At 64.4% G+C, this 20,707-nt stretch carries 18 protein-coding genes; 10 read left to right on the top strand and 8 right to left on the bottom strand.

Annotation, left to right across the window (positions count from 1 at the left end):
* Positions 1-2: 2 nt before the first annotated feature.
* From dapF to IFT76_RS16750, 4 genes are read left to right on the top strand one after another with little or no spacing between them, the layout of a single operon-like run.
* Complete coding sequence (gene dapF, locus IFT76_RS16765; protein ID WP_192059377.1) at positions 3-833, top strand: diaminopimelate epimerase; 831 nt, start codon at positions 3-5, stop codon at positions 831-833.
* A 13-nt stretch (positions 834-846) separates the two neighbouring features.
* Complete coding sequence (locus IFT76_RS16760) at positions 847-1,554, top strand: DUF484 family protein (RefSeq protein ID WP_185794683.1); 708 nt, start codon at positions 847-849, stop codon at positions 1,552-1,554.
* Between the two features lies 1 nt (position 1,555).
* A complete protein-coding gene (xerC, locus tag IFT76_RS16755; RefSeq protein WP_122479930.1) occupies positions 1,556-2,452 on the top strand; it encodes a tyrosine recombinase XerC in 897 nt (298 codons plus the stop codon).
* A complete protein-coding gene (locus tag IFT76_RS16750; protein WP_192059376.1) occupies positions 2,449-3,144 on the top strand; it encodes an HAD family hydrolase in 696 nt (231 codons plus the stop codon). The genes xerC and IFT76_RS16750 overlap by 4 nt, the downstream gene beginning before the upstream one ends.
* A 115-nt stretch (positions 3,145-3,259) precedes the next feature.
* Here the strand turns inward: IFT76_RS16750 and sutA are convergent, their stop codons facing one another.
* The 4 genes from sutA to glnK form a co-directional block, all read right to left on the bottom strand.
* Positions 3,260-3,583, bottom strand: a complete 324-nt coding sequence (gene sutA, locus IFT76_RS16745) for a transcriptional regulator SutA (RefSeq protein ID WP_122479932.1) — start codon at positions 3,581-3,583, stop codon at positions 3,260-3,262.
* A 99-nt stretch (positions 3,584-3,682) separates the two neighbouring features.
* Positions 3,683-4,108, bottom strand: a complete 426-nt coding sequence (locus tag IFT76_RS16740; RefSeq protein ID WP_192059374.1) for a secondary thiamine-phosphate synthase enzyme YjbQ — start codon at positions 4,106-4,108, stop codon at positions 3,683-3,685.
* A 201-nt stretch (positions 4,109-4,309) separates the two neighbouring features.
* Positions 4,310-5,644: an ammonium transporter gene (locus IFT76_RS16735; protein ID WP_192059372.1), complete on the bottom strand. Its 1,335-nt coding sequence runs from the start codon at positions 5,642-5,644 to the stop codon at positions 4,310-4,312.
* A 40-nt stretch (positions 5,645-5,684) separates the two neighbouring features.
* Positions 5,685-6,023: a P-II family nitrogen regulator gene (glnK, locus tag IFT76_RS16730; RefSeq protein WP_002555808.1), complete on the bottom strand. Its 339-nt coding sequence runs from the start codon at positions 6,021-6,023 to the stop codon at positions 5,685-5,687.
* A 413-nt stretch (positions 6,024-6,436) separates the two neighbouring features.
* Here glnK and IFT76_RS16725 point away from each other — a divergent pair, with 413 nt between their 5' ends.
* The 3 genes from IFT76_RS16725 (at position 6,437) to IFT76_RS16715 (ending at position 9,398) form a co-directional block, all read left to right on the top strand.
* A complete protein-coding gene (locus IFT76_RS16725) occupies positions 6,437-6,697 on the top strand; it encodes an accessory factor UbiK family protein (RefSeq protein WP_122479935.1) in 261 nt (86 codons plus the stop codon).
* Positions 6,698-6,783: 86 nt separating this feature from the next.
* On the top strand, positions 6,784-7,701 hold the full coding sequence (locus tag IFT76_RS16720) for a LysR family transcriptional regulator (protein ID WP_192059370.1): 918 nt from the start codon (positions 6,784-6,786) through the stop codon (positions 7,699-7,701).
* Between the two features lie 203 nt (positions 7,702-7,904).
* Complete coding sequence (locus IFT76_RS16715; RefSeq protein ID WP_192059368.1) at positions 7,905-9,398, top strand: YifB family Mg chelatase-like AAA ATPase; 1,494 nt, start codon at positions 7,905-7,907, stop codon at positions 9,396-9,398.
* A gap of 398 nt (positions 9,399-9,796) precedes the next feature.
* Here the strand turns inward: IFT76_RS16715 and amaA are convergent, their stop codons facing one another.
* Positions 9,797-11,083: an L-pipecolate oxidase gene (amaA, locus tag IFT76_RS16710; protein ID WP_192059366.1), complete on the bottom strand. Its 1,287-nt coding sequence runs from the start codon at positions 11,081-11,083 to the stop codon at positions 9,797-9,799.
* Between the two features lie 154 nt (positions 11,084-11,237).
* Positions 11,238-12,728, bottom strand: a complete 1,491-nt coding sequence (gene amaB, locus IFT76_RS16705; protein WP_192059364.1) for an L-piperidine-6-carboxylate dehydrogenase — start codon at positions 12,726-12,728, stop codon at positions 11,238-11,240.
* Between the two features lie 131 nt (positions 12,729-12,859).
* Here amaB and IFT76_RS16700 point away from each other — a divergent pair, with 131 nt between their 5' ends.
* Positions 12,860-13,747 carry a LysR substrate-binding domain-containing protein gene (locus IFT76_RS16700; RefSeq protein WP_122479940.1) on the top strand — a complete coding sequence of 296 codons (888 nt, stop codon included), beginning with the start codon at positions 12,860-12,862 and terminating at the stop codon, positions 13,745-13,747.
* Between the two features lie 121 nt (positions 13,748-13,868).
* Positions 13,869-15,242 carry a 2-oxoadipate dioxygenase/decarboxylase HglS gene (gene hglS / locus IFT76_RS16695; RefSeq protein ID WP_192059362.1) on the top strand — a complete coding sequence of 458 codons (1,374 nt, stop codon included), beginning with the start codon at positions 13,869-13,871 and terminating at the stop codon, positions 15,240-15,242.
* Between the two features lie 24 nt (positions 15,243-15,266).
* On the opposite strand, the gene IFT76_RS16690 is transcribed toward hglS, so the two are convergent.
* On the bottom strand, positions 15,267-17,258 hold the full coding sequence (locus IFT76_RS16690) for a methyl-accepting chemotaxis protein (protein WP_192059360.1): 1,992 nt from the start codon (positions 17,256-17,258) through the stop codon (positions 15,267-15,269).
* 224 nt (positions 17,259-17,482) lie between these two features.
* Between IFT76_RS16690 and IFT76_RS16685 the strand changes: the two genes are divergently transcribed.
* Complete coding sequence (locus tag IFT76_RS16685) at positions 17,483-18,862, top strand: NorM family multidrug efflux MATE transporter (protein ID WP_192055108.1); 1,380 nt, start codon at positions 17,483-17,485, stop codon at positions 18,860-18,862.
* On the opposite strand, the gene IFT76_RS16680 is transcribed toward IFT76_RS16685, so the two are convergent.
* A complete protein-coding gene (locus IFT76_RS16680) occupies positions 18,843-20,513 on the bottom strand; it encodes a putative bifunctional diguanylate cyclase/phosphodiesterase (RefSeq protein WP_122479944.1) in 1,671 nt (556 codons plus the stop codon). The genes IFT76_RS16685 and IFT76_RS16680 overlap by 20 nt on opposite strands.
* Positions 20,514-20,707: the final 194 nt, after the last annotated feature.

The following is a 20,707-nucleotide window of genomic DNA, read 5'->3' as shown; positions in this document are numbered from 1 at the left end:
CCATGCTACTGCGTTTTACCAAGATGCATGGCCTGGGCAACGACTTCATGGTGCTGGACCTGGTCAGCCAACATGCCCATATCCTGCCCAAGCATGCCAAGCAGTGGGGCGATCGCCACACCGGCATCGGCTTCGATCAATTGCTGCTGGTCGAAGCGCCGAACAATCCCGATGTCGACTTCCGCTATCGCATCTTCAATTCCGACGGTTCGGAGGTGGAGCAATGCGGCAACGGCGCGCGCTGCTTCGCCCGCTTCGTGCTGGACAAGCGTCTTACGGCCAAGAAGACCATTCGCGTGGAAACCAAGGGCGGCATCATTACTCTGGACGTCCGCAGCGATGGTCAGATCAGCGTCGACATGGGCCCGCCGCGCCTGGTGCCGGCCGACATCCCGTTCCAGGCCGACTCCCAGGCGCGCAGCTACGAGCTGTCCGTCGATGGCCAGAGCGTCGAGATCGCCGCCCTGTCCATGGGCAACCCCCACGCAGTGCTGCGTGTCGACGACATCAACAATGCGCCGGTGCACGCACTGGGGCCGAAGATCGAACACCATCCGCGCTTTCCGGCACGGGTGAACGTGGGCTTTCTGCACATAGTCGATCGCACCCGCGCGCAGTTGCGTGTCTGGGAGCGTGGCGCTGGTGAAACCCAGGCTTGTGGCACCGGCGCCTGCGCCGCTGCGGTCGCGGCCATTAGCCAGGGCTGGATGGACTCGCCGCTGCTGCTCGATCTGCCGGGAGGCCGCCTGTCCATCGAATGGGCCGGGCCAGGCCATTCGGTGATCATGACCGGCCCTGCGGTTCGGGTCTTCGAAGGACAAGTGCGTGTATGAGCGAGTACAGCCAATGACCGATCAGCCTCAAGTACCCGCGCCTGCGGAGGTCCTGGAGGCTTCGGCCGTGGCCGACTTTCTTGCCGCCAACCCGGCGTTCTTCGAGCAGCATGAGGAATTGCTGACTCAGCTGCGCCTGCCCCACCAGCGCGGCGACACGGTGTCGCTGGTGGAACGGCAGATGACGCTGCTGCGCGACCGCAACGGCGAGATGCGCCAGCGCCTCTCGCACCTGATGGAGGTCGCGCGCGACAACGATCGCCTGTTCGAGAAGACTCGCCGCCTGATTCTGGCCATGCTCGATGCCGCGTCCCTGGACGAGCTGGTGATCAGCGTCGAAGACAGCCTGCGCGAAGACTTCCAGGTGCCCTTCGTCAGCCTGATCCTGTTCAACGACATTCCCGCCCCGGTAGGCCGCAGCGTGACCAGTGGTGAAGCGCAGCAGGCCATCGGTGGGCTGTTGTCGGAGGGCAAGTCGCTCAGTGGTGCCTTGCGCGAACACGAACTGGCGTTCCTGTTCGGCAGCGACCAGGCCCCGCAGGTCGGCTCGACCGCGCTGGTGCCATTGCTGCATCAAGGCCTGCACGGCGTACTGGCCATCGGCAGCCGCGACCCTGCGCACTACAAGAGTTCGGTGGGCACGCTGTTCCTCAGCCATATCGGCGAAGTGCTCAGCCGGGTATTGCCACGCTACACCGGCGCGCTGCGCTCGGTACGTTGAGGTGCGCGAACAACTGGATGCCTACTGCACGCACCTGCGCAGTGAGCGCCAGGTGTCGGTGCATACCCTGGATGCCTACCGGCGCGACCTGACCAAGGTCGTCGAATTCTGCGAGAAGGAAGGCCTGGCGACCTGGCAGGCACTGGACATCCAGCTGCTGCGGCGTCTGATCGCTCGCCAGCATCAGCAAGGGCAGTCGTCGCGCAGTCTGGCGCGCCTGCTTTCGGCCGTGCGTGGCCTGTATCGCTACCTCAATCGCGAAGGCCTCTGCAGCCACGACCCGGCCAATGGCCTGGCGCCGCCCAAGGGCGAGCGTCGCCTGCCCAAGACGCTGGACACCGATCGCGCCCTGCAGCTGCTCGAAGGTGCGGTGGAAGACGACTTCCTGGCCCATCGCGACCAGGCCATTCTCGAGCTGTTCTATTCTTCGGGTCTGCGCTTGTCGGAGCTGACCAGCCTCGACCTCGGGCAGCTCGACCTCGCCGACGGCCTGGTGCAGGTGCATGGCAAGGGCAGCAAGACCCGTGTACTGCCCGTGGGTCGCAAGGCGCGCGCGGCGCTGGAGCAGTGGCTGGCGCTGCGCTCGATGAGCAACCCCATCGACGATGCCGTGTTCGTCAGCCAGCAGGGCCGCCGGCTAGGGCCGCGTGCCATCCAGGTACGGGTCAAGGCCGCCGGCGAGCGTGAGCTGGGGCAGAACCTGCATCCGCACATGCTGCGTCATTCGTTTGCCAGCCACCTGCTCGAGTCGTCCCACGACCTGCGCGCCGTGCAGGAGATGCTTGGCCACGCCGACATCGCTACCACGCAGATCTATACCCATCTGGACTTCCAGCACCTGGCCAGTGTCTACGACAGTGCCCACCCACGGGCAAAACGCAAAGGCGGCGACTCATGAGCATCAAGCTGATCACTTTCGACCTCGACGACACCCTGTGGGACACCGCCCCGGTCATTGTCAGCGCCGAAGCCATCCTGCGCGACTGGCTGGCCGACCAGGCGCCGAGACTGGGCCCAGTGCCGGTCGAGCACCTGTTCCAGATCCGCCAGCGCCTGGTCGACGCCGACCCTTCGCTCAAGCACCGCATCAGCGCGCTGCGCCGTCGTGTGCTGCGGCACGCCATGCAAGACGCTGGCTATGCCGAGGATGAAGCGGCCTCGCTGGCCGACAAGGCCTTCGAGGTATTCCTGCACGCTCGGCATCAGGTGGACATCTTTCCCGAGGCCCAGCCAGCCCTGGAGATCCTTTGCCAGCGTTATACCCTGGGCGTGGTTACCAACGGCAACGCCGATGTGCGTCGACTGGGCATCGCCGATTTCTTCACCTTTGCGCTGTGTGCCGAAGACCTGGGCGTGGGCAAGCCGGATTCGCGGCCCTTTCTGGAAGCCATGCGCCTGGGCGATGCGGGCGCCCACGAATCGGTGCACATTGGCGATCACCCCAGCGATGACATCGCCGGCGCGCAGAAGGCGGGCATGAAGGCCATCTGGTACAACCCGCAAGGCAAGCCATGGGCCGCCGAAGGCAAACCCGACGCCGAGATCGCCAGCCTGGCACAGTTGCCTGCACTGCTGCTGCAACTGGGCTAGCTGGGCGAGCGGCGAGCCCTCTGCCCGCGAAGAGGCCGTCAGTGCCTGCCCCGCACCCACAAAAAAGCCCGCAGCGACCGCGGGCTTTTTCAATGTTGCTTCGAGCGACGAGCCTTCAGATAGGGCGGCTGCCGTACTTGTTGTCGGGCTTCTTGGGTGGATCGGCCACCACGTTGGGCTCGACTTCCTGCACCTTGCCGCCGCGCGACAGGAACTCTTCCATCGCCCGAGCCAGCGCATCGCGCTCTTTGTTCTTGGCTTCGATACTCGGCAGTTCATCCACCGACACCGCCGCCTTGGCCTTGCCCTTGGCAGCGGGCACGGGTGTGTCGCCACCGTCGTCCTCCGCAACGTCTTCGGCAGCCGCCTCGAGGGTTTCTTCGGCCTCGTCTTCTTCGCCTACTTCGAGGTCGTCGTTTTCCAGATCATCGTCGCTCATGTTCTACCTCATGACTTGCGAAAGCAGATTATTTATAGCCCAGCTTTACCTTATGTCGACGGTTGCCGGAAAAAATTCACATCCACTGGTAACCAGCGGTCAAGCGTCCTCGCCATACAGCGTGGCAAGGACCCGACGCGCGCCGCCATGATCGCGATGCTCGCCCAAATAAATACCTTGCCAGGTACCTGTCGCCAGCCTTCCCGAGGTCACCGGAACGGTCACCTGGCAGCCCAGCAAGCTGGCCTTGAAGTGCGCTGGCAGGTCGTCGGGCCCTTCGTTGTTGTGTTCGAAACCGTCTGCACCCTGTGGCACGAGGCGGTTGAAGAAACGCTCGAAGTCCCTTCGAACGGCCGGATCGGCGTTTTCGTTGACGGTCAACGACGCCGAAGTGTGTTGCAGCCACAAATGCAGCAGGCCCACGCGGCATTCGCGCAGGCGCGGCAGTTGTGCGAGCAACTCGTCAGTCACCAGGTGAAACCCGCGAGGCCTGGCTCGCAAGGTGATGAGGGTTTGCTGCCACATACCGTTCTCGTCCGTTCGGGGCGCATTCTAGCGCGCTCTGGGAAAAAGCAAAGAGCCTGTTCGCGACTGTTTTGCACTGAGCCGCCGCGCGCGATCGCTACGGCAGCCGACAGCCCCGGCGGCAAACCCGCCGGACCTGAAGCAGATGACAAATCGCAGGCAAAAAAATGCCCGGCAAGCCGGGCATTTTTTTCCGAACGGTTACAAGTTGTAGCCGCGCTCGTTGTGCTGCGCGAGGTCAAGGCCCACGGCCTCTTCTTCCTCGTTGACTCGCAGACCCATCACCGCATCCAGCACCTTGAGGATGACGTAGGTCACGATACCGGTGTAGACCACGGTGAAGCCGACGCCCTTGAGCTGGATCCAGACCTGCGCGCCGATGTCTTCGACGGTGCCGAAACCACCCAGCGCGGGCGCTGCGAACACGCCGGTCAGAATCGCGCCGACGATGCCGCCGATGCCGTGTACGCCAAAGGCGTCCAGTGAGTCGTCGTAGCCCATCTTGCGCTTGAGCGTAGTAGCGCAGAGGAAGCAGATAACACCGGCCACCAGGCCGATTGCCAGTGCACCCATCGGACCGACAGTACCGGCCGCCGGGGTGATGGCCACCAGGCCAGCAACCACGCCCGAAGCGATGCCCAGTGCGCTTGGCTTACCGTGGGTCAGCCACTCGGCGAACATCCAGCCCAGCGCCGCAGCGGCGGTGGCGATCTGGGTGACCAGCATTGCCATGCCGGCAGTGCCGTTCGCCGCTGCAGCCGAACCGGCGTTGAAGCCGAACCAGCCGATCCACAGCATGGCCGCGCCGATCAGGGTGTAGCCCAGGTTGTGCGGCGCCATCGGGGTGGTCGGGTAGCCCTTGCGCTTGCCCAGCACGATGCACGCAACCAGACCGGCAACACCGGCGTTGATATGCACCACGGTGCCGCCCGCGAAGTCCAGCACGCCCCAGTCCCACATCAGGCCGCCGTTGCCGGACCAGACCATGTGCGCGATGGGTGCATAGACCAGGGTGAACCAGATGGCCATGAAGATCAGCATCGCGGAGAACTTCATGCGCTCGGCGAAGGCGCCGACGATCAGCGCCGGGGTGATGATGGCGAAGGTCATCTGGAAGGTGATGAACACTGCCTCAGGGAACAGTGCCGCCGGGCCAGTGATGCTGCTTGGCGTCACGCCGCTGAGGAAAGCCTTGGACAGCCCGCCGACGAACGAATTGAAGTTGACGACGCCCTGCTCCATGCCAGTGGTGTCGAAGGCCAGGCTATAGCCGTAGACCATCCACAGGATGCTGATCAGGCCAGTAATGGCGAAACACTGCATCATCACCGAGAGCACGTTCTTGGAGCGCACCATGCCGCCGTAGAACAACGCCAGGCCAGGAATGGTCATGAACAGCACGAGGGCGGTCGCGGTCAGCATCCAGGCGGTATCGCCGGAGTTGAGAACGGGGGCTGCCGCCTCGTCCGCCAGGGCAAGGCCTGGCATTGCGAGGGACAACAGGGCTCCTAGCCCTGCGAATTGACGCAGAGTCATATTGTTTACTCCTGGGGCGTTGGGTTGTGTCGGCTTTTTTTTAGATTGCGTCGGTATCGGTTTCGCCGGTACGAATGCGAATCGCCTGTTCCAGATTGACCACGAAAATCTTGCCGTCGCCGATCTTGCCAGTGTTGGCGGCCTTGGTGATGGCTTCGATGACGCGATCCAGATCCTTGTCATCGATGGCGACGTCGATCTTGACCTTGGGCAGGAAGTCGACCACGTACTCCGCGCCGCGATACAGCTCGGTATGGCCTTTCTGCCGACCGAAACCCTTGACTTCGGTAACGGTGATGCCTTGCACGCCGATTTCCGACAACGACTCGCGCACGTCGTCCAGCTTGAATGGCTTGATGATGGCAGTGACTAGCTTCATGAAACTCTCTCCCGAATTGGTGGACTTGCCCCAGGAAAACAAACCCGGATCAAGTCTAAGCGCAGTGCCTGGCTTTGTAACGCGTCGTCGACCCCGCAGCCCGGACCGACAACCGATAAACAACTGCTGACGAAACACTTCCCTTGAAGCTGCGCACCGTTCTCGTCACGACGAGTCCATCAGTGCCTGGGTCTCTTGGCTCTAAGCAGAAAGCTTGCCATGTCGTGCAAACCGCGAGATTTGGCCACCCTGCGCGGCTTTTGTGCAGCGGTTTGAGCAGGCAGCGCGGGCAAGCGCACAACAAGGGTGCAGCGCTGGGCACACCTGTGCGCGAAAACCGTGCGCCGCGGCTCGGCTTTTCAGCGCATGGCTGCGTGATACACTGCGCATCACTTTGTCTCAGGAAATTTCCCATGCTCCCGCCCAAAGCGTTCCTCGACACCCTGAGCGACCACGCCTCGCGCTTGTTCAGCGGTGACACCGCACAGCCGCGCGCGGAGCTCGAAGGTCAGTTCAAGGCATTGCTGCAGTCCGGCTTCAGCAAGCTCGACCTGGTCAGCCGGGAGGAATTCGACAGCCAGATGGTCGTGCTGGCGCGTACCCGCGCGCGCTTGGAGAGCCTGGAAGCCAAAGTCGCCGAGATGGAAGCCAAGGCAGCACCCAAGGCCGAGTAATATCTGAGACGCAGCTCGGTTGCCGATCGGCTGCACCGCTTTGTGCCACGCTCGGCATTGCCATTGAACAGCAGGGACGTGCTTCGATGAACCGCAACGAGCTGCGCAAGGCTGATATCAACCTGATGGTGGTGTTCGAAGCCCTCATGCTCGAGCGCAACGTCACCCGCGTCGCGGAAAAGCTGTTCCTCGGCCAGCCCACGGTCAGTTCAGCGCTGAACCGACTGCGCGCCCTGTTCAACGACCCGCTGTTCATCCGCATCGGCCATCGCATGGAACCCACCGCGCGCGCCGAGGAAATCATTCGGCACCTCTCCCCCGCGCTGGACGCGATGTCGGTGGCGCTGAGCCTGACCCATGATTTCGATCCGGCCGTAAGTACCATGACCTTCCGCATCGGCCTGTCCGACGACGTCGAGTTCGGCCTGCTGCCGCAAGTGCTGCGCGCACTGCGCACCGAGGCGCCGAAAGTGGTGATCGTGGTGCAGCACGTGGATTACTGGCGCATTCCCGACCTGCTCGCCTCCGGCGACATCACCGTGGGCATCAGCCAGACCCGCGGCCTGCCGGCCAACGCCAAGCGTAAACTACTGCGCCGCATGCGCCCGCGCGTGCTGCGCGCCGACAAGTCGGCTACCCCACTGACCCTGGACGAATACTGCGCCCGCCCCCACGTACTGGTGTCGCCGACTGCGCACACCAGCGGCATTGCGGACGAGTGGCTGCAGGAAATTGGCCGCACCCGCCAAGTGGTGCTGTCGGTGCCCCAATTCAGCTCGCTGCCCGCCCTGCTCGCCGGCACCGACATGCTCGCCGGCCTGCCCGACTACGCCGCCACCGCGATGGCCGCCCATGGAAACCTGTTCGACGAACCGCTGCCGTTCGATGCGCCGACGCTGGATTTGTCGATGGTGTGGTTGAGCATCACCGATACGGATCCGGCGGAGCGGTGGTTGCGGTCGCGGCTGGAGGCGTTCATGGGAGATCGAGGGGGGGTGGTGTAGGGTCGCAACAAAGTGTCACCCATCTCACGAACTCACCTTGGTGGCGGGTTGGTTGCTGAAAAGCAATCTCTGGAAACCATGACCTGCCTGCTGCTGCCACCCGTAGCACCGTGAATCATTTCCGCACTGGCGCTCCCTTCCCCATCTACTACCCTCGCACCACACCGCAGGAAGCGGTTCCTCTTTCAACGCATGGAGCACGCATGTCTCTCGCTATCGTTCACAGCCGAGCCCAGGTGGGCGTGGGTGCGCCTGCGGTCACGGTCGAGGCGCATCTGGCCAATGGGCTGCCGGCGCTGACTTTGGTGGGGCTGCCGGAGGCCTCGGTCAAGGAGAGCAAGGATCGCGTGCGCAGCGCGATTCTCAATTCGGGGCTGGAGTTTCCGGCGCGGCGGATCACTCTGAACCTGGCGCCGGCGGATCTGCCGAAGGACGGCGGGCGGTTCGACCTGGCCATTGCACTGGGTATCCTGGCGGGCAGCGGGCAGATCCCGGCCATTACCCTGGATGACGTGGAATGCCTGGGCGAGCTGGCGTTGTCAGGGGCCGTGCGGCCGGTGCAGGGTGTCTTGCCCGCGGCCCTCGCCGCTCGCGATGCAGGGCGAACGCTGATCGTGCCCAGGGATAACGCCGAAGAGGCAGCGCTGGCCTCGAACCTGACGGTGATTGCCGCGGATGATCTGATGCAGCTGGTCAGTCACTTCAATGGGCGCAACCCGATCAGTCCTTTCAATGCCAATGGCCTGTTGCTGTTGAGCAAGCCCTACCCGGACCTGAGCGAAGTGCAGGGCCAGGTTGCGGCCAAGCGTGCGCTGCTGGTGGCCGCCGCTGGCGCGCACAATTTGTTGTTCAGCGGCCCACCGGGCACCGGCAAGACCTTGCTCGCCAGCCGCTTGCCCGGCCTGTTGCCGCCGCTGGACGAGCGCGAAGCGCTGGAAGTGGCGGCCATTCAGTCGGTGGCCAGCCATGTGCCGCTGAAGAATTGGCCGCAGCGGCCCTTTCGGCATCCTCATCATTCGGCCTCGGGCGCTGCCTTGGTAGGCGGTGGCAGTCGGCCGCAGCCAGGAGAAATCACCCTGGCGCATCATGGCGTGCTGTTTCTCGATGAATTGCCGGAGTTCGACAGGAAGGTACTGGAAGTCTTGCGCGAACCCTTGGAAAGCGGAGAGATCGTGATTGCGCGGGCGCGGGACAAGATCCGTTTTCCGGCGCGGTTCCAGTTGGTGGCGGCGATGAACCCGTGCCCGTGTGGGTATCTGGGTGACCCCAGTGGCAAATGCCAATGCGGCAGCGACCAGATTCAGCGGTACCGCAACAAGCTGTCCGGGCCGTTGCTCGACCGGATCGATCTGCATCTGACGGTGGCGCGCGAGGCGACGGCGCTGAGCCATGTGCCACAGGCGGGTGAGAATACGGCCAGCGCTGCCAGCAAGGTGGCCGAGGCGCGCGAGTTGCAGAGTCGGCGTCAGGGGTGTGCCAATGCCTTTCTCGATCTGCCGGGGTTGCGCGAGCATTGCAGGTTGTCGGTCGAAGATGAGCGCTGGCTGGAAACCGCCTGTGAACGGCTGACGCTGTCGCTGCGGGCGGCGCACCGGTTGTTGAAGGTGGCCCGTACGCTGGCGGATCTTGAGCAGGCGAAAGACATCGAGCGGACGCATGTGGCGGAGGCGTTGCAGTATCGGCCGTCGGCGCAGTGATCGGTAAGACGCCAGGCGTCATTGCGTTTCAGCAGGCCAATCGGGGATACCGCCGACGCGGCTTGCGCCGCTGCTACAGGGGATTGGGTATTCATACATGACCGCGTCGGCCATGGATGCGGTGGTCGTGCAGCACCACGTCGGTCATGAATGCGGTGTTCGGGCATCACCACGTCGGTCGTGAATGCGGTGGTCGGGCATCACCACGTCGGTCGTGAATGCGGTGGCCGTGCATCACCGCGTCGGTCGTGAATGCGGTGTTCGGGGCTCACCACGCCGGCGGGGGATTGCGATACCTCTGTAGCAGCGGCGCGAGCCGCGTCGGCGGTGGGTGCGGTGTATCTGTCGGGACGCGATCGGGGCCAACGCGGCTTGCGCCGCTGCCACAGGGGTTGAGGCTACAAAACCACGCGCAGGACTTGGCCGGCGTGGTAGAGCGAGAAGCCGGTTTCATAGACACCGGTGCGCAGGCTTGGGGCCGACACCGGTTTGTCCGTGCAGAACGGCAGGGGCAGCTTGTCGGCCTGGCCATGCAGCAGAAACTGCGCCAAGGCCTTGCCCACGACGGTGCCGGTGGTGTTGCCGCGGCCGTTGTAGCCAGTGACCGAGACCAGCCCCGGGGCGGGTTCGAACAGGCGCATGAGGTGGTCGGGGGTGAAGTCGATGCAGCCGGTCCAGTGCATTTCCCATTCGACCTTGCCCAGTTGGGGAAAGTAATGGGTCTGGATGCGGTCGGCCCAGCGGCGGATGAACCAGGCCGGCTTGTTGTCCACGCGGCCCATGCTGCCGAGCAACAAACGGCCATCATCGTCACGGCGAATGCTGCTCAGTACCAGGCGGGTGTCCCAGGAACCCTGGCCGTGTTTGAGCACAGCGTCTGCCGCGGCCGAGTGCAGAGGTTTGGAAGCCACCTGGTAGTAGTAACCACGGAAGAACTGGCCTTGCAGATTGCACCAGTCGCCTTCGGTGTAGGCGCCGGTAGAGATCAGTACCTTGTCGGCGTTGACTTCGCCTTTGGCAGTCTTGACCAGCCAGCCACCACCCTGCTGTTCCAGGCCCAACACCGGCGAGTACTGGAACACCTGCCCGCCCAGGCGCTCGACGGCCGCGCCGAGGCCACGGGTATAGGCCATGGGGTTGATGGTACCAGCGCGCCGGTCGAGCAAGGCCGCTTCGATCTTTTCGGTGCCGCAGTAGTCGACGCATTGCGCCCCGGTGAGCAGCTCGACGTCGGCGCCGCGCCGCTGCCATTGCTCGCAGCGCGATTTCAGGTCGGCCACGCCATTGGCGTTGTGGGCCATGTGCAGGGTGCCGTCGTTGTGCGCCTGGCAGTCGATGCCATAGCGCTTGATCAGCGCGAACACTTCAGCCGGCGCGCCGCCGAGCACGCTGTTGAGGCGACCGCCCACCGCACTGCCCAAGGTCTGCTCGACTTCGTCGGGCGGAATCCAGGTGCCAGCGTTGACCAGCCCGACGTTGCGGCCCGAGCCGCCGGTGCCGATTTCACTGGCATCGAGCAGCACCACACGCTTGCCCTGCTCCAGCAACTCGATGGCAGCGCACAACCCGGTGATGCCGCCGCCGATCACGCAGACGTCCGCCTTTACCGCACTGGCCAGGGCCGCCGTGTGAGGGGGCCTGGCGGTGATGTGTTCCCAAAGACATTGTTGCCGTAGTGCGCTCATGACTCATTCCAAGCCAGGGAAATCGGGTTCGGACCGCGCCGTCGTCATCGCGGGCAGAGCCCGCTCCCACAGGGATATCCATTGCAGCAAAGATCCCTGTGGGAGCGGGTTCTACCCGCAATAGCGCCAGCCCCGCCACCACATCACTCAACCATCAATCAAACACGATGCCTTGGGCCAGCGGCAGTTCGCGCGAGTAGTTGACGGTGTTGGTCTGGCGGCGCATGTAGGCTTTCCAGGCATCGGAGCCGGATTCGCGTCCGCCACCGGTTTCCTTTTCGCCGCCGAAGGCACCGCCGATTTCCGCGCCGCTGGTGCCGATGTTGACGTTGGCGATGCCGCAGTCGCTGCCCGCTGCACTCTGGAATCGCTCGGCTTCACGCAGGTCGGTGGTGAAGATGCACGAGGACAGGCCCTGTGGCACTTCGTTGTTCAGGCGCAGGGCCTCGTCGAAGTCTTCGTAGCTCAATACATACAGGATCGGCGCGAAGGTTTCATGGCGCACGACATCCGATTGACCAGGCATCTCAACGATGGCGGGTGCGACGTAATAGGCGTTCGGGTATTGATCGGCCAACTGACGCTCACCGCCGAACACTTCGCCCCCCTCGTCACGCGCCTTGGCCAGGGCACCCTGCATGGCATCGAAGGATTGCTTGTCGATCAGCGGGCCGACCAGATTGTCCTTGCGTGGATCGCCGATACGTACCTTGGCATAAGCCGCCTTGACCCGAGCAACCACTTCGTCCTTGATCGAGCTGTGCACGATCACCCGGCGCAAGGTGGTGCAGCGCTGGCCAGCGGTACCCACGGCACTGAAGAGAATGCCGCGCACGGCCAGGTCGAGGTCGGCGCTGGGGGCCAGGATCATGGCGTTGTTGCCGCCCAGTTCGAGGATGGTGCGGCCGAAGCGCGCAGCGACCCGTGGACCCACTTCGCGACCCATGCGGGTGCTGCCGGTGGCGCTGACCAGGGCGACGCGTGGGTCATCGACCAGCGCCTCGCCCGCTTCGCGATCACCGATGATCAATTGCGCCAGGCCTTCGGGCGCATCGCCGAACTGCTGCAGGGCCTTGTCGAACAGCGCCTGGCAGGCCAGCGCGGTCAGCGGGGTCTTTTCCGATGGTTTCCAGATCACCGAATCGCCGGCGACCAGTGCGAGGGCGGTGTTCCATGCCCACACTGCCACCGGAAAGTTGAAGGCGCTGATCACACCGACCACGCCCAGCGGCTGCCAGGTTTCACGCATGTGGTGGCCAGGGCGCTCGGAAGCGATGGTCAAGCCGTACAGCTGGCGAGACAGGCCGACGGCGAAATCGCAGATGTCGATCATTTCCTGCACTTCACCCAGCCCTTCCTGGGTGATCTTGCCGGCTTCGACCGAGACCAGCTCGCCGAGCTGGGCCTTGTGTGCGCGCAGGACTTCGCCGAACAGGCGCACCAGCTCGCCACGACGGGGTGCCGGCACGGTACGCCAGGCCAGGAAGGCGCTATGCCCCAGCTCGATCTTGGCCACGACCTGCGCCTTGGATTCCAGGCTCACCGAGGCGATCTGGCTGCCGTCGATTGGGGTGTGAACAGGATGGTTGCCATCCTTGAGTGCACTCGCCGCAACACCCAGGCTTTCGAGCAGGCCATCGACCATTGTTTTCTCCTCACAAGGCTTTAACGATAAGAACGAATTGAGATCAGTATTAATCCGCAGGCCAGACCACCACAACGGAGCAATATTCCATATATCATTCCCTCACCTCATGACCTTGCGGCGATGCCTCCATGTCAAAACGCCTTGTTCCTTCGATGACGGCCTTGCAGTGCTTCGAAGCGGCCGCCCGCCACCTGAGCTTCACCCGCGCAGCGGAAGAACTGCACCTGACCCAGAGCGCGGTCAGCAAGCAGGTTGCGCAGCTCGAAGACATGCTGCGTCACCACCTGTTCCTGCGCATTCGTCGGCGCCTGCAACTGACACCGGCCGGCTCGCTGTACCTGGCCGAGGTGAACAAGATCCTCACCCAGGTGGACATTTCCAGCCGCTACATCCTGTCCTACGGCGACGAAACCGAAGTGCTCACCGTCGCCACCCAGCCCAGCTTCGGCGTGGGCTGGCTGATCCCCAAGCTCAAGGGTTTCGGCAAGGCGCACCCCAATATCCATCTGGACATCCGCAACGAACTCGAGCCGTTCGCCTTGCTGCAGGCCAAGGCCGACGTGGGGTTTTTCTTCGGCCAGGGCACCTGGCCCGGAGCGACCTGCATCGAGCTGTTCGACGATCAGGTGGTGCCGGTGTGTGCGCCCGACCTGCTCGATCAGCCGCTGACCCACGCCGAACAGTTGGCCGAGCTGGTATTGATGCAATGCACGTCGCGCCCCGAGGCGTGGCACGAGTGGTTTCTGGAGCAAGGCCTGAGCGCCCAGAACAGCTACCACGGCCCGCGCTTCGATACCTTCTACATGTGCCTCAGCGCTGCCCTGTCCGGCTGTGGCGTGGCCCTGGTGCCGCGCTACCTGGCAGAGAACCACCTGGCCAACGGCAATCTGGTCATGCCCTGGCCGCACACCATGAGCAGCCAGGGCGCGCATTTCGTCGCCTTTGCCGAACACGCCGCGGAAGTGCCGAAGGTGCGCGCGCTGGTCGACTGGATTCTGGGGCAGATCGCCCACTAGCGGCGCAGAATGAACGACAGCGAAGCCGACCTGCAGGAATGACCCCCTCACTTTTTTTCGCTTGATCGCGCAGGTCATTCCCCGCTTTCATACTCCCAGCCCTTTGCGCCAGGAGTTCGCCATGCCTTTCGTCAGCCCCGACCAGACCCGTGCCGCGTTTTCCCGCGCCATGTCCGAGATGTACAAGAACGAAGTGCCGTTGTATGGCGACTTGATGAGCCTGGTCGGCGAAGTCAATCGCCAGAGGCTGGAACAACAGCCGGATTTGGCCGCGTCCCTGGCGCGCACCGGCGAGATCGAGCGTCTGGATGCCGAGCGCCATGGCGCGATTCGGGTCGGCACCGCCGCAGAGCTGGCGACCATCGCTCGGCTGTTCGCGGTGATGGGCATGCAACCGGTGGGCTACTACGATCTCACCTCGGCAGGTGTGCCGGTGCACTCCACGGCATTTCGCGCGGTGCACGAACAGTCTTTGCAGGTGAGCCCGTTTCGCGTGTTCACGTCCCTGCTGCGTCTGGAATTGATCGAGGATGCCGCATTGCGCGAACAGGCCACGCAACTACTGGCGCAGCGGCAGATATTCACCTCGCCGTGCCTGGCCCTGATCGAGCGATTCGAGCGCGACGGCGGCCTCGACCAAGCCGACGCCGATGCGTTCGTCGAGCAGGCCCTGGAAACCTTCCGCTGGCACCACGATGCCACGGTGACAGCGGACCAGTATCAACGCCTGCACGACGCCCATCGACTGATCGCCGATGTGGTGGCGTTCAAGGGGCCGCACATCAATCACCTGACCCCGCGCACGCTGGACATCGACAAGGTGCAGGCGCTGATGCCCGCGCGCGGGATCACACCCAAGGCCGTCATCGAAGGGCCGCCGACGCGTCGCCATGCCATCCTGTTGCGGCAGACCAGCTTCAAGGCGCTGCAGGAAAAGGTCGCCTTCACCGATCAGGCCGCTGTCGCCGAAGGCAGCCACACCGCGCGCTTCGGCGAGATCGAGCAACGCGGCGCGGCGCTGACGCCCAAGGGGCGTGCGCTGTACGATCGCTTGCTGAACGCCTCGCGCAGCGCGCTTGCCGGGTTCCCCAGCGAGACCAATGCCGACGAGTACATGCGTCTGCTGGGCGAGCAGTTCAGTGAGTTTCCGGATGATCTGGCGCAGATGCGCGAGCAGGACCTGGCGTTCTTCCGCTATTTCGCCAGCGGCCAGCCCAGTGCGGGCCAGACGACGCTGAAAGGTCTGCTGGACAATGGCGCGATTCGCTGCGAGCCCTTGGTCTACGAAGATTTCCTGCCGGTCAGCGCCGCAGGCATCTTCCAGTCCAACCTGGGCGACGATGCCCAGGCCGACTATGGTTTGGGGTCGAGCCAGGAGGCTTTCCATCAGGCCCTGGGCCGAACGGTACTCGACGAGCTCGCGCTGTACGCCCAGACCCAGCAGCGCTCGCTGGACGACTGCGCCCGCGCACTGGGCCTTGCCGCGCTGAACTGAGGCCGGTCGCGCCGAAGCCTGCCGCTAGCGGGCACCGCCTACACGGAAACGGTTCACTTCCTGGCGCAGCTCCGCGGCCAGGCCTTCCAGCTCGCGGGCGGTCTGGGCCAGGTTGGACACCACCTCGCGCTGCTCGCCGTTGGTCATGGCAATGCTCTGCAGGTTGCTGCTGAGCATGGTGGCCGTGCTGCTCTGCTCCTGGGTGGCGGTGCTGATGGCATCGAACTGATTCCCGGCCGAACGGCTCTGCTCGTCGATCTGCGCCAACGCCTGGGCGACCTTGGCGTTGCGCGTCAGGCCTTCGCGCATCAACACGTTGCCTTGGTCCATGGTGCTGATGGCGTTGGCGGTTTCCTTCTGGATGCTGCTGATCATGCCGGAGATTTCATCGGTGGCCTGACGGGTGCGTGAGGCCAGGCTGCGCACTTCGTCGGCGACCACGGCAAAGCCCCGGCCCTGCTCGCCGGCACGGGCCGCTTCGATGGCGGCGTTGAGGGCCAGCAGGTTGGTCTGCTCGGCAATCGAGGTGATCACGCCGACGATGCCGCCGATTTCCTGCGAGCGCTGGCCCAACGTGTTGATCACCCCTGCGGTGCTGTTCAGCGCGCCGGCGATCTGCTCGAGAGAATTGGACGCCTCGTCCATGGAGGTTCGACCGATGCGGGTCTGCTGGGCGTTGTCCTGGGCCATCCGCTGGGTGTGGCCCATGTTGTCGGCGATATCCAGGGACGTCGCACTGAATTCCTCGACTGCGCCGGCCATGCTGGAAATCTCGCCGGACTGGTGTTCCATGCCCTCGTAGGCGCCCGCCGACAGGCTCGACAACGTTTGCGCGCGGCCACTGACTTCATGGGCGGCATTGCGGATGTGCACGACCATGTTCGACAAGGCTTCGCCCATGTGGTTGAAGCTGCTGGCCAGCTGGCCTATTTCGTCATGGCTGGACACCTTCAGCCGTGCATCGAGGTCACCCGCGCCCAGGGCTTCGGCCTGGCGCACCAGTTCGCCCAGAGGCCGCAGCTTGCTGCGCAGCAGCCAGATGGCTGCGCCCACGGCGATCAGCATGGCCAGCAGGCTGCCGATCGCCAGTTGCGTCCCCACGCTCCAGGTCACGGCATTGATTTCTGCCTTGGGCATGCTCGCCACGACGCTCCAGGGCCCGCCCGGGAATGTCACCGCTTCGGAAAAGATGTCCTGCTTGCCGTCGTTCCACAACCGGCCCTTGCCATCCAGCAGTGCCAGGTCGGCCAATGCCTTGGCGGCGGCGTCCGGGTCGTTGACGTTGGCTGGCGCTACCAGCCAGCGATTCTGCTCGTCGAGCAAGGCCAGCGAGCCGGTCTGGCCGATGCGGAAGCGCTGCAGGTTGGCGAACTGGGTGTTCTGCGCGTCGGTGTAGTCGAAGCCGACGAACAATACCGCAATCACTTGGCCTGAGCCGTCGCGCACCGGTGTGTACTGGGTCATGTAGGAACGTTCGAACAACACCGCACGGCCGATGTAATTCTGGCCGTCGAGCAAACGCTGGTAGGCGGGATGGGCATGGTCGAGCGCGGTACCGATCGCGCGGCTGCCATCCTGCTTGGTCAGGGAAGTACTGATACGCACGAACTCGGCGCCGCTGCGCACGAACACCGTAGCGACACCCGCTGTCAGCTGCTTGAAATCGTCGACTTCCTTGAAGTCGTTGTTCAGGGTCTGGCTGCCCAGGCGCAGGCTCGGTGTCTGCTGGTTGGCCACTGTGACCGGGCTGCTGGCGTCCACGCTCAGGCCGCCGGCGAAGCGCTTCTCGAACAGCCCGCTCAAACGCTGGGTGCTGTCGCGCAGGGTGCTGTGGAAGGTGCTGAGCTGGTCGGCCAGCAGCCGCGCCTCGCTGGCCATGTGCTGTTCGCGGATGGCCAGGTTGGCGATGTCCAGCGAACGCAGGGCGAAGGCGGTGCTGCCGGTGATGACGATCGCGAGGATCACGGCCAGGGCAATGCCCAGCTGCGTGGCGATACGAGCGCGAGGTTGAGACATGTGAAGCTCCTGGGAAACGTGTACGTGGCAGGCAGTGCCAGGGATGGTCCAGACCTTTCTTGCACCTGCCATCCTTGATTTTATTGGTACTGCTACATCGGCGATCCAAACGAATACTTGAGCGCCGCACTGCGACATGAACGTTACACATCACATTTGCGTTGCGCTGCCACAAGGCTGAGAATCCTGCGTCCCACCCCTGAGCCGACCGAGCCGGATTCATCATGCAGCCCACCGTACGTATCGAACTTCAGGCCCTGCTTCGGCTGGCGGGGCCGCTGATCGCCTCGCAGCTGGCACACATGCTGATGGTCCTGACCGACACCCTGATGATGGCCCGCCTGAGCCCCGAGGCGCTGGCTGGCGGCGGCCTGGGGGCGGCCAGCTATTCCTTCGTCTCGATTTTCTGCATCGGCGTGATCGCTGCAGTCGGCACCCTGGTGTCGATCCGCAAGGGTGCCAACGACCAGCAAGGCGTGGCGCGCCTGACCCAGGCCGGGTTGTGGCTGGCTTGGGGCATGGCGGCGGTGGCGGCGGTACTGCTGTGGAACCTGGGGCCGGTCCTGGCCATGCTCGGGCAGACTCCGGCCAACGTCGCTTTCGCCACCCAGTTCCTCTTGCTGCTGCCGTTCGCGCTGCCAGGCTTCCTGAGCTTCATGGCGCTGCGCGGCTTCACCGCCGCGCTGGGTCGGGCGACGCCGGTGATGGTCATCAGCATCATTGCCACGGTAGCCAACTACCTGCTCAACCATGCGTTCATCGAGGGCCTGTTCGGCTTGCCCAAATTGGGCCTGGTGGGCATCGGCATGGTCACCGCGATCGTCAGCAACCTGATGGCCATCGCGCTGGCGCTGTACATCCGCTATCACCGTGCCTACACGCCCTACCCGCTGCTCAAGGGTCTGGCCCGGCCGAACCTGCCGGCCTTGCGCGAGTTGTGGCGATTGGGGCTGCCGATCGGTGGCACCTACGCCGTGGAAGTCGGCCTGTTCGCCTTCGCCGCGCTGTGCATCGGCACCATGGGCAGCACGCCGCTGGCGGCGCACCAGATTGCCCTGCAGATCATCTCGGTGGCTTTCATGGTGCCTGCCGGCATGTCTTACGCGGTGACCATGCGGATCGGCCAGCACTACGGCGCCGGGCACTTGCTGGCTGCGCGCCTGGCCGGACGGGTCGGCATCGGCTTCGGTGCGGTGGTGATGCTCGGCTTCGCCCTGCTGTTCTGGCTCGCACCGGGCCCTTTGGTGGGCGTCTTTCTGGACCGCGCCGATCCGGCCTTCCACGGTGTCATCGAGCTGGCCATCAGCCTGTTGGCGGTGGCGGCCTGGTTCGAGATGTTCGACGGCATCCAGACCATCGCCATGGGCGCCATTCGCGGCCTCAAGGATGCCAAGACCACGTTCCTGGTGGGACTTTTCTGCTATTGGGCCATCGGTGCGCCAGCGGCCTGGAGCCTGGCGTTCCACTTCCAGCTGGGTGCGGTGGGCGTGTGGTGGGGGTTGGCGCTGGGCCTGCTGTGCTCGGCCTGTACCTTGACCTGGGCGTTCGAGTGGCGCATGCGCCGACTGCGCCGCTTGGCTGGGCCTACGGCGCTGGCGACCTGATGGCCTGGGCCTGGCCGAATCGCAGGAATGCCTGCAGCTGCTCCAATGGCAGGGGCCGGCTGATCAGGTAACCCTGCACCTGATCGCAGCCGAAATCACGCAGCAACGCCAGCTGCTCGGGGGTTTCGACGCCCTCGGCAACGACCTTCAGGTCAAGGTTGTGCGCCAGGTTGATCATGGCGTGAACCAACTTGCTGTTTTCCGGACGCTGCTCCATGCCACTGACGAAGCTCTTGTCGATCTTGAGCAAGGCGATCGGCAGGCTGCTCAGGTGGACGAACGAGGAGAAGCCGGTGCCGAAATCGTCGAGGGAGAAACGCACGCCCAGGCAGCCCAAGGCGTCCATGGTCCGCTTCACCAGGTCGTTGCGGCGCATCACGGCGGTTTCGGTGAGTTCGAATTCCAGCCAGCCGGCGTCGATGCCGCGCTCGGCGATCAAGCGCCCCAGAGTGCTGAGCAGCTGGCTATCCTGGAACTGCCGGAACGACAGGTTGATTGCCATGTGCAATGGTTCGAAGCCACCATCGCGCAAGGTCTGCATGTCGCGCAGGGCGCGGGCGATCACCCAGTAACCCATCGGTACGATCAGCCCACTCTGCTCGGCCAGGGGCACGAATTCGCCGGGGGCAAGCACGCCACGCTCGCGGTGGCGCCAGCGCACCAGGGCCTCGAGACCGACGATGGTATTGCCGCTCAGGTCCAGCCGCGGCTGGTAGTGCAGCTCCAGCTCGTCACGCCGCAGGGCGCGGCGCAGCTCGCTTTCCAGGTCCGCCAGGCTGCGCGCGTGACGGTTGATGCGTTCGTTGAACAGATGATAGCTGCAGCCCTGGGTGCTCTTGGCCTGCTGCATGGCGATGTGCGCATGCCACATCAGCGGATCGGCGCCCGCACCGGCGCGGGCATGGGCGATGCCCAGGCTGCAGCCGATCAGCAGGCTCTCGCCGTCCACGTAATACGGCTCGGCCATGGCCTCGATGATGTTGGCGGCCAGGCGCTCGGCCCGTGACGGGTCACGCCGGGTGTCGAGCAACAGGGCGAACTCGTCGCTGCCCAGGCGGGCAACCTGATCGCCCGCCTCGAGCTGCTTCTTCAGGCGCGCCACCACCTGCAGGATCAGCCGGTCGCCGGCCTGGTGCCCGAGCGCATCGTTGGCATGGCGGAAGTTGTCCATGTCCAGGTGGCCCAGGGCTACGCCACGGCCCTCCTGCTCGGCCAGGCGCGCGGCCAGCAGTGTCTGGAAACCGGGGCGGTTGGCGATGCCGGTCAGCGGGTCCTGCTCGGCCAGGCGCTGCAGGGTGTCCTGCAGCACGCCACGCTCGCGCACATGGCGCAGGCAGCGGCGCAGCGTGTCGCTGGTGAGTTCGCCCAGCACCAGCCAGTCGCTGGCGCCCGGCGGCGGCTCGTCCGGCTCCTGGGTCAGCAGCAGCACGATCGGCAGCGCGCAACGGCCGGGCGCCGGCAGCAGGGCGGTGGTGGTCAGCAGCAAGGTGCCGGGCTGGTTGTCGAAGTGCGCAGCCACAGGATCCCAGGCGGACGCCTCGATCAATGTGGCCACATTGCCAAGGGTCGCCAGACACTCACGCAGCGACGTGGCCCAGGTGCGATCCTGGGCCAGCAGCAACAGCCGCGCGGGTTCGACAGGCGTAGACAAACGAGCTCCTTGGGACAGTTTCACAGTCATTCGATAGCGCTTAAAAACGGCCTCGCCAGCAGCTCGGGGCAGACCCAATCCACAGTACGTGTCAACGTGTAACCACATCCTGCTGCAAAGTCGGCAAACCGGCAAATTTTAATGGATCTGCGGTCGCGGCACAGTTGAACCAGCGGTGCTAAAATGCGCGGCCA

It is taken from the genome of Pseudomonas sp. CFBP 13727 (assembly GCF_014841915.1).
Classification (GTDB): Bacteria; Pseudomonadota; Gammaproteobacteria; order Pseudomonadales; family Pseudomonadaceae; genus Aquipseudomonas; species Aquipseudomonas baltica.
Note: the sequence above shows the minus strand (reverse complement) of the source record. Positions and strands in the feature narration are given on the sequence as shown.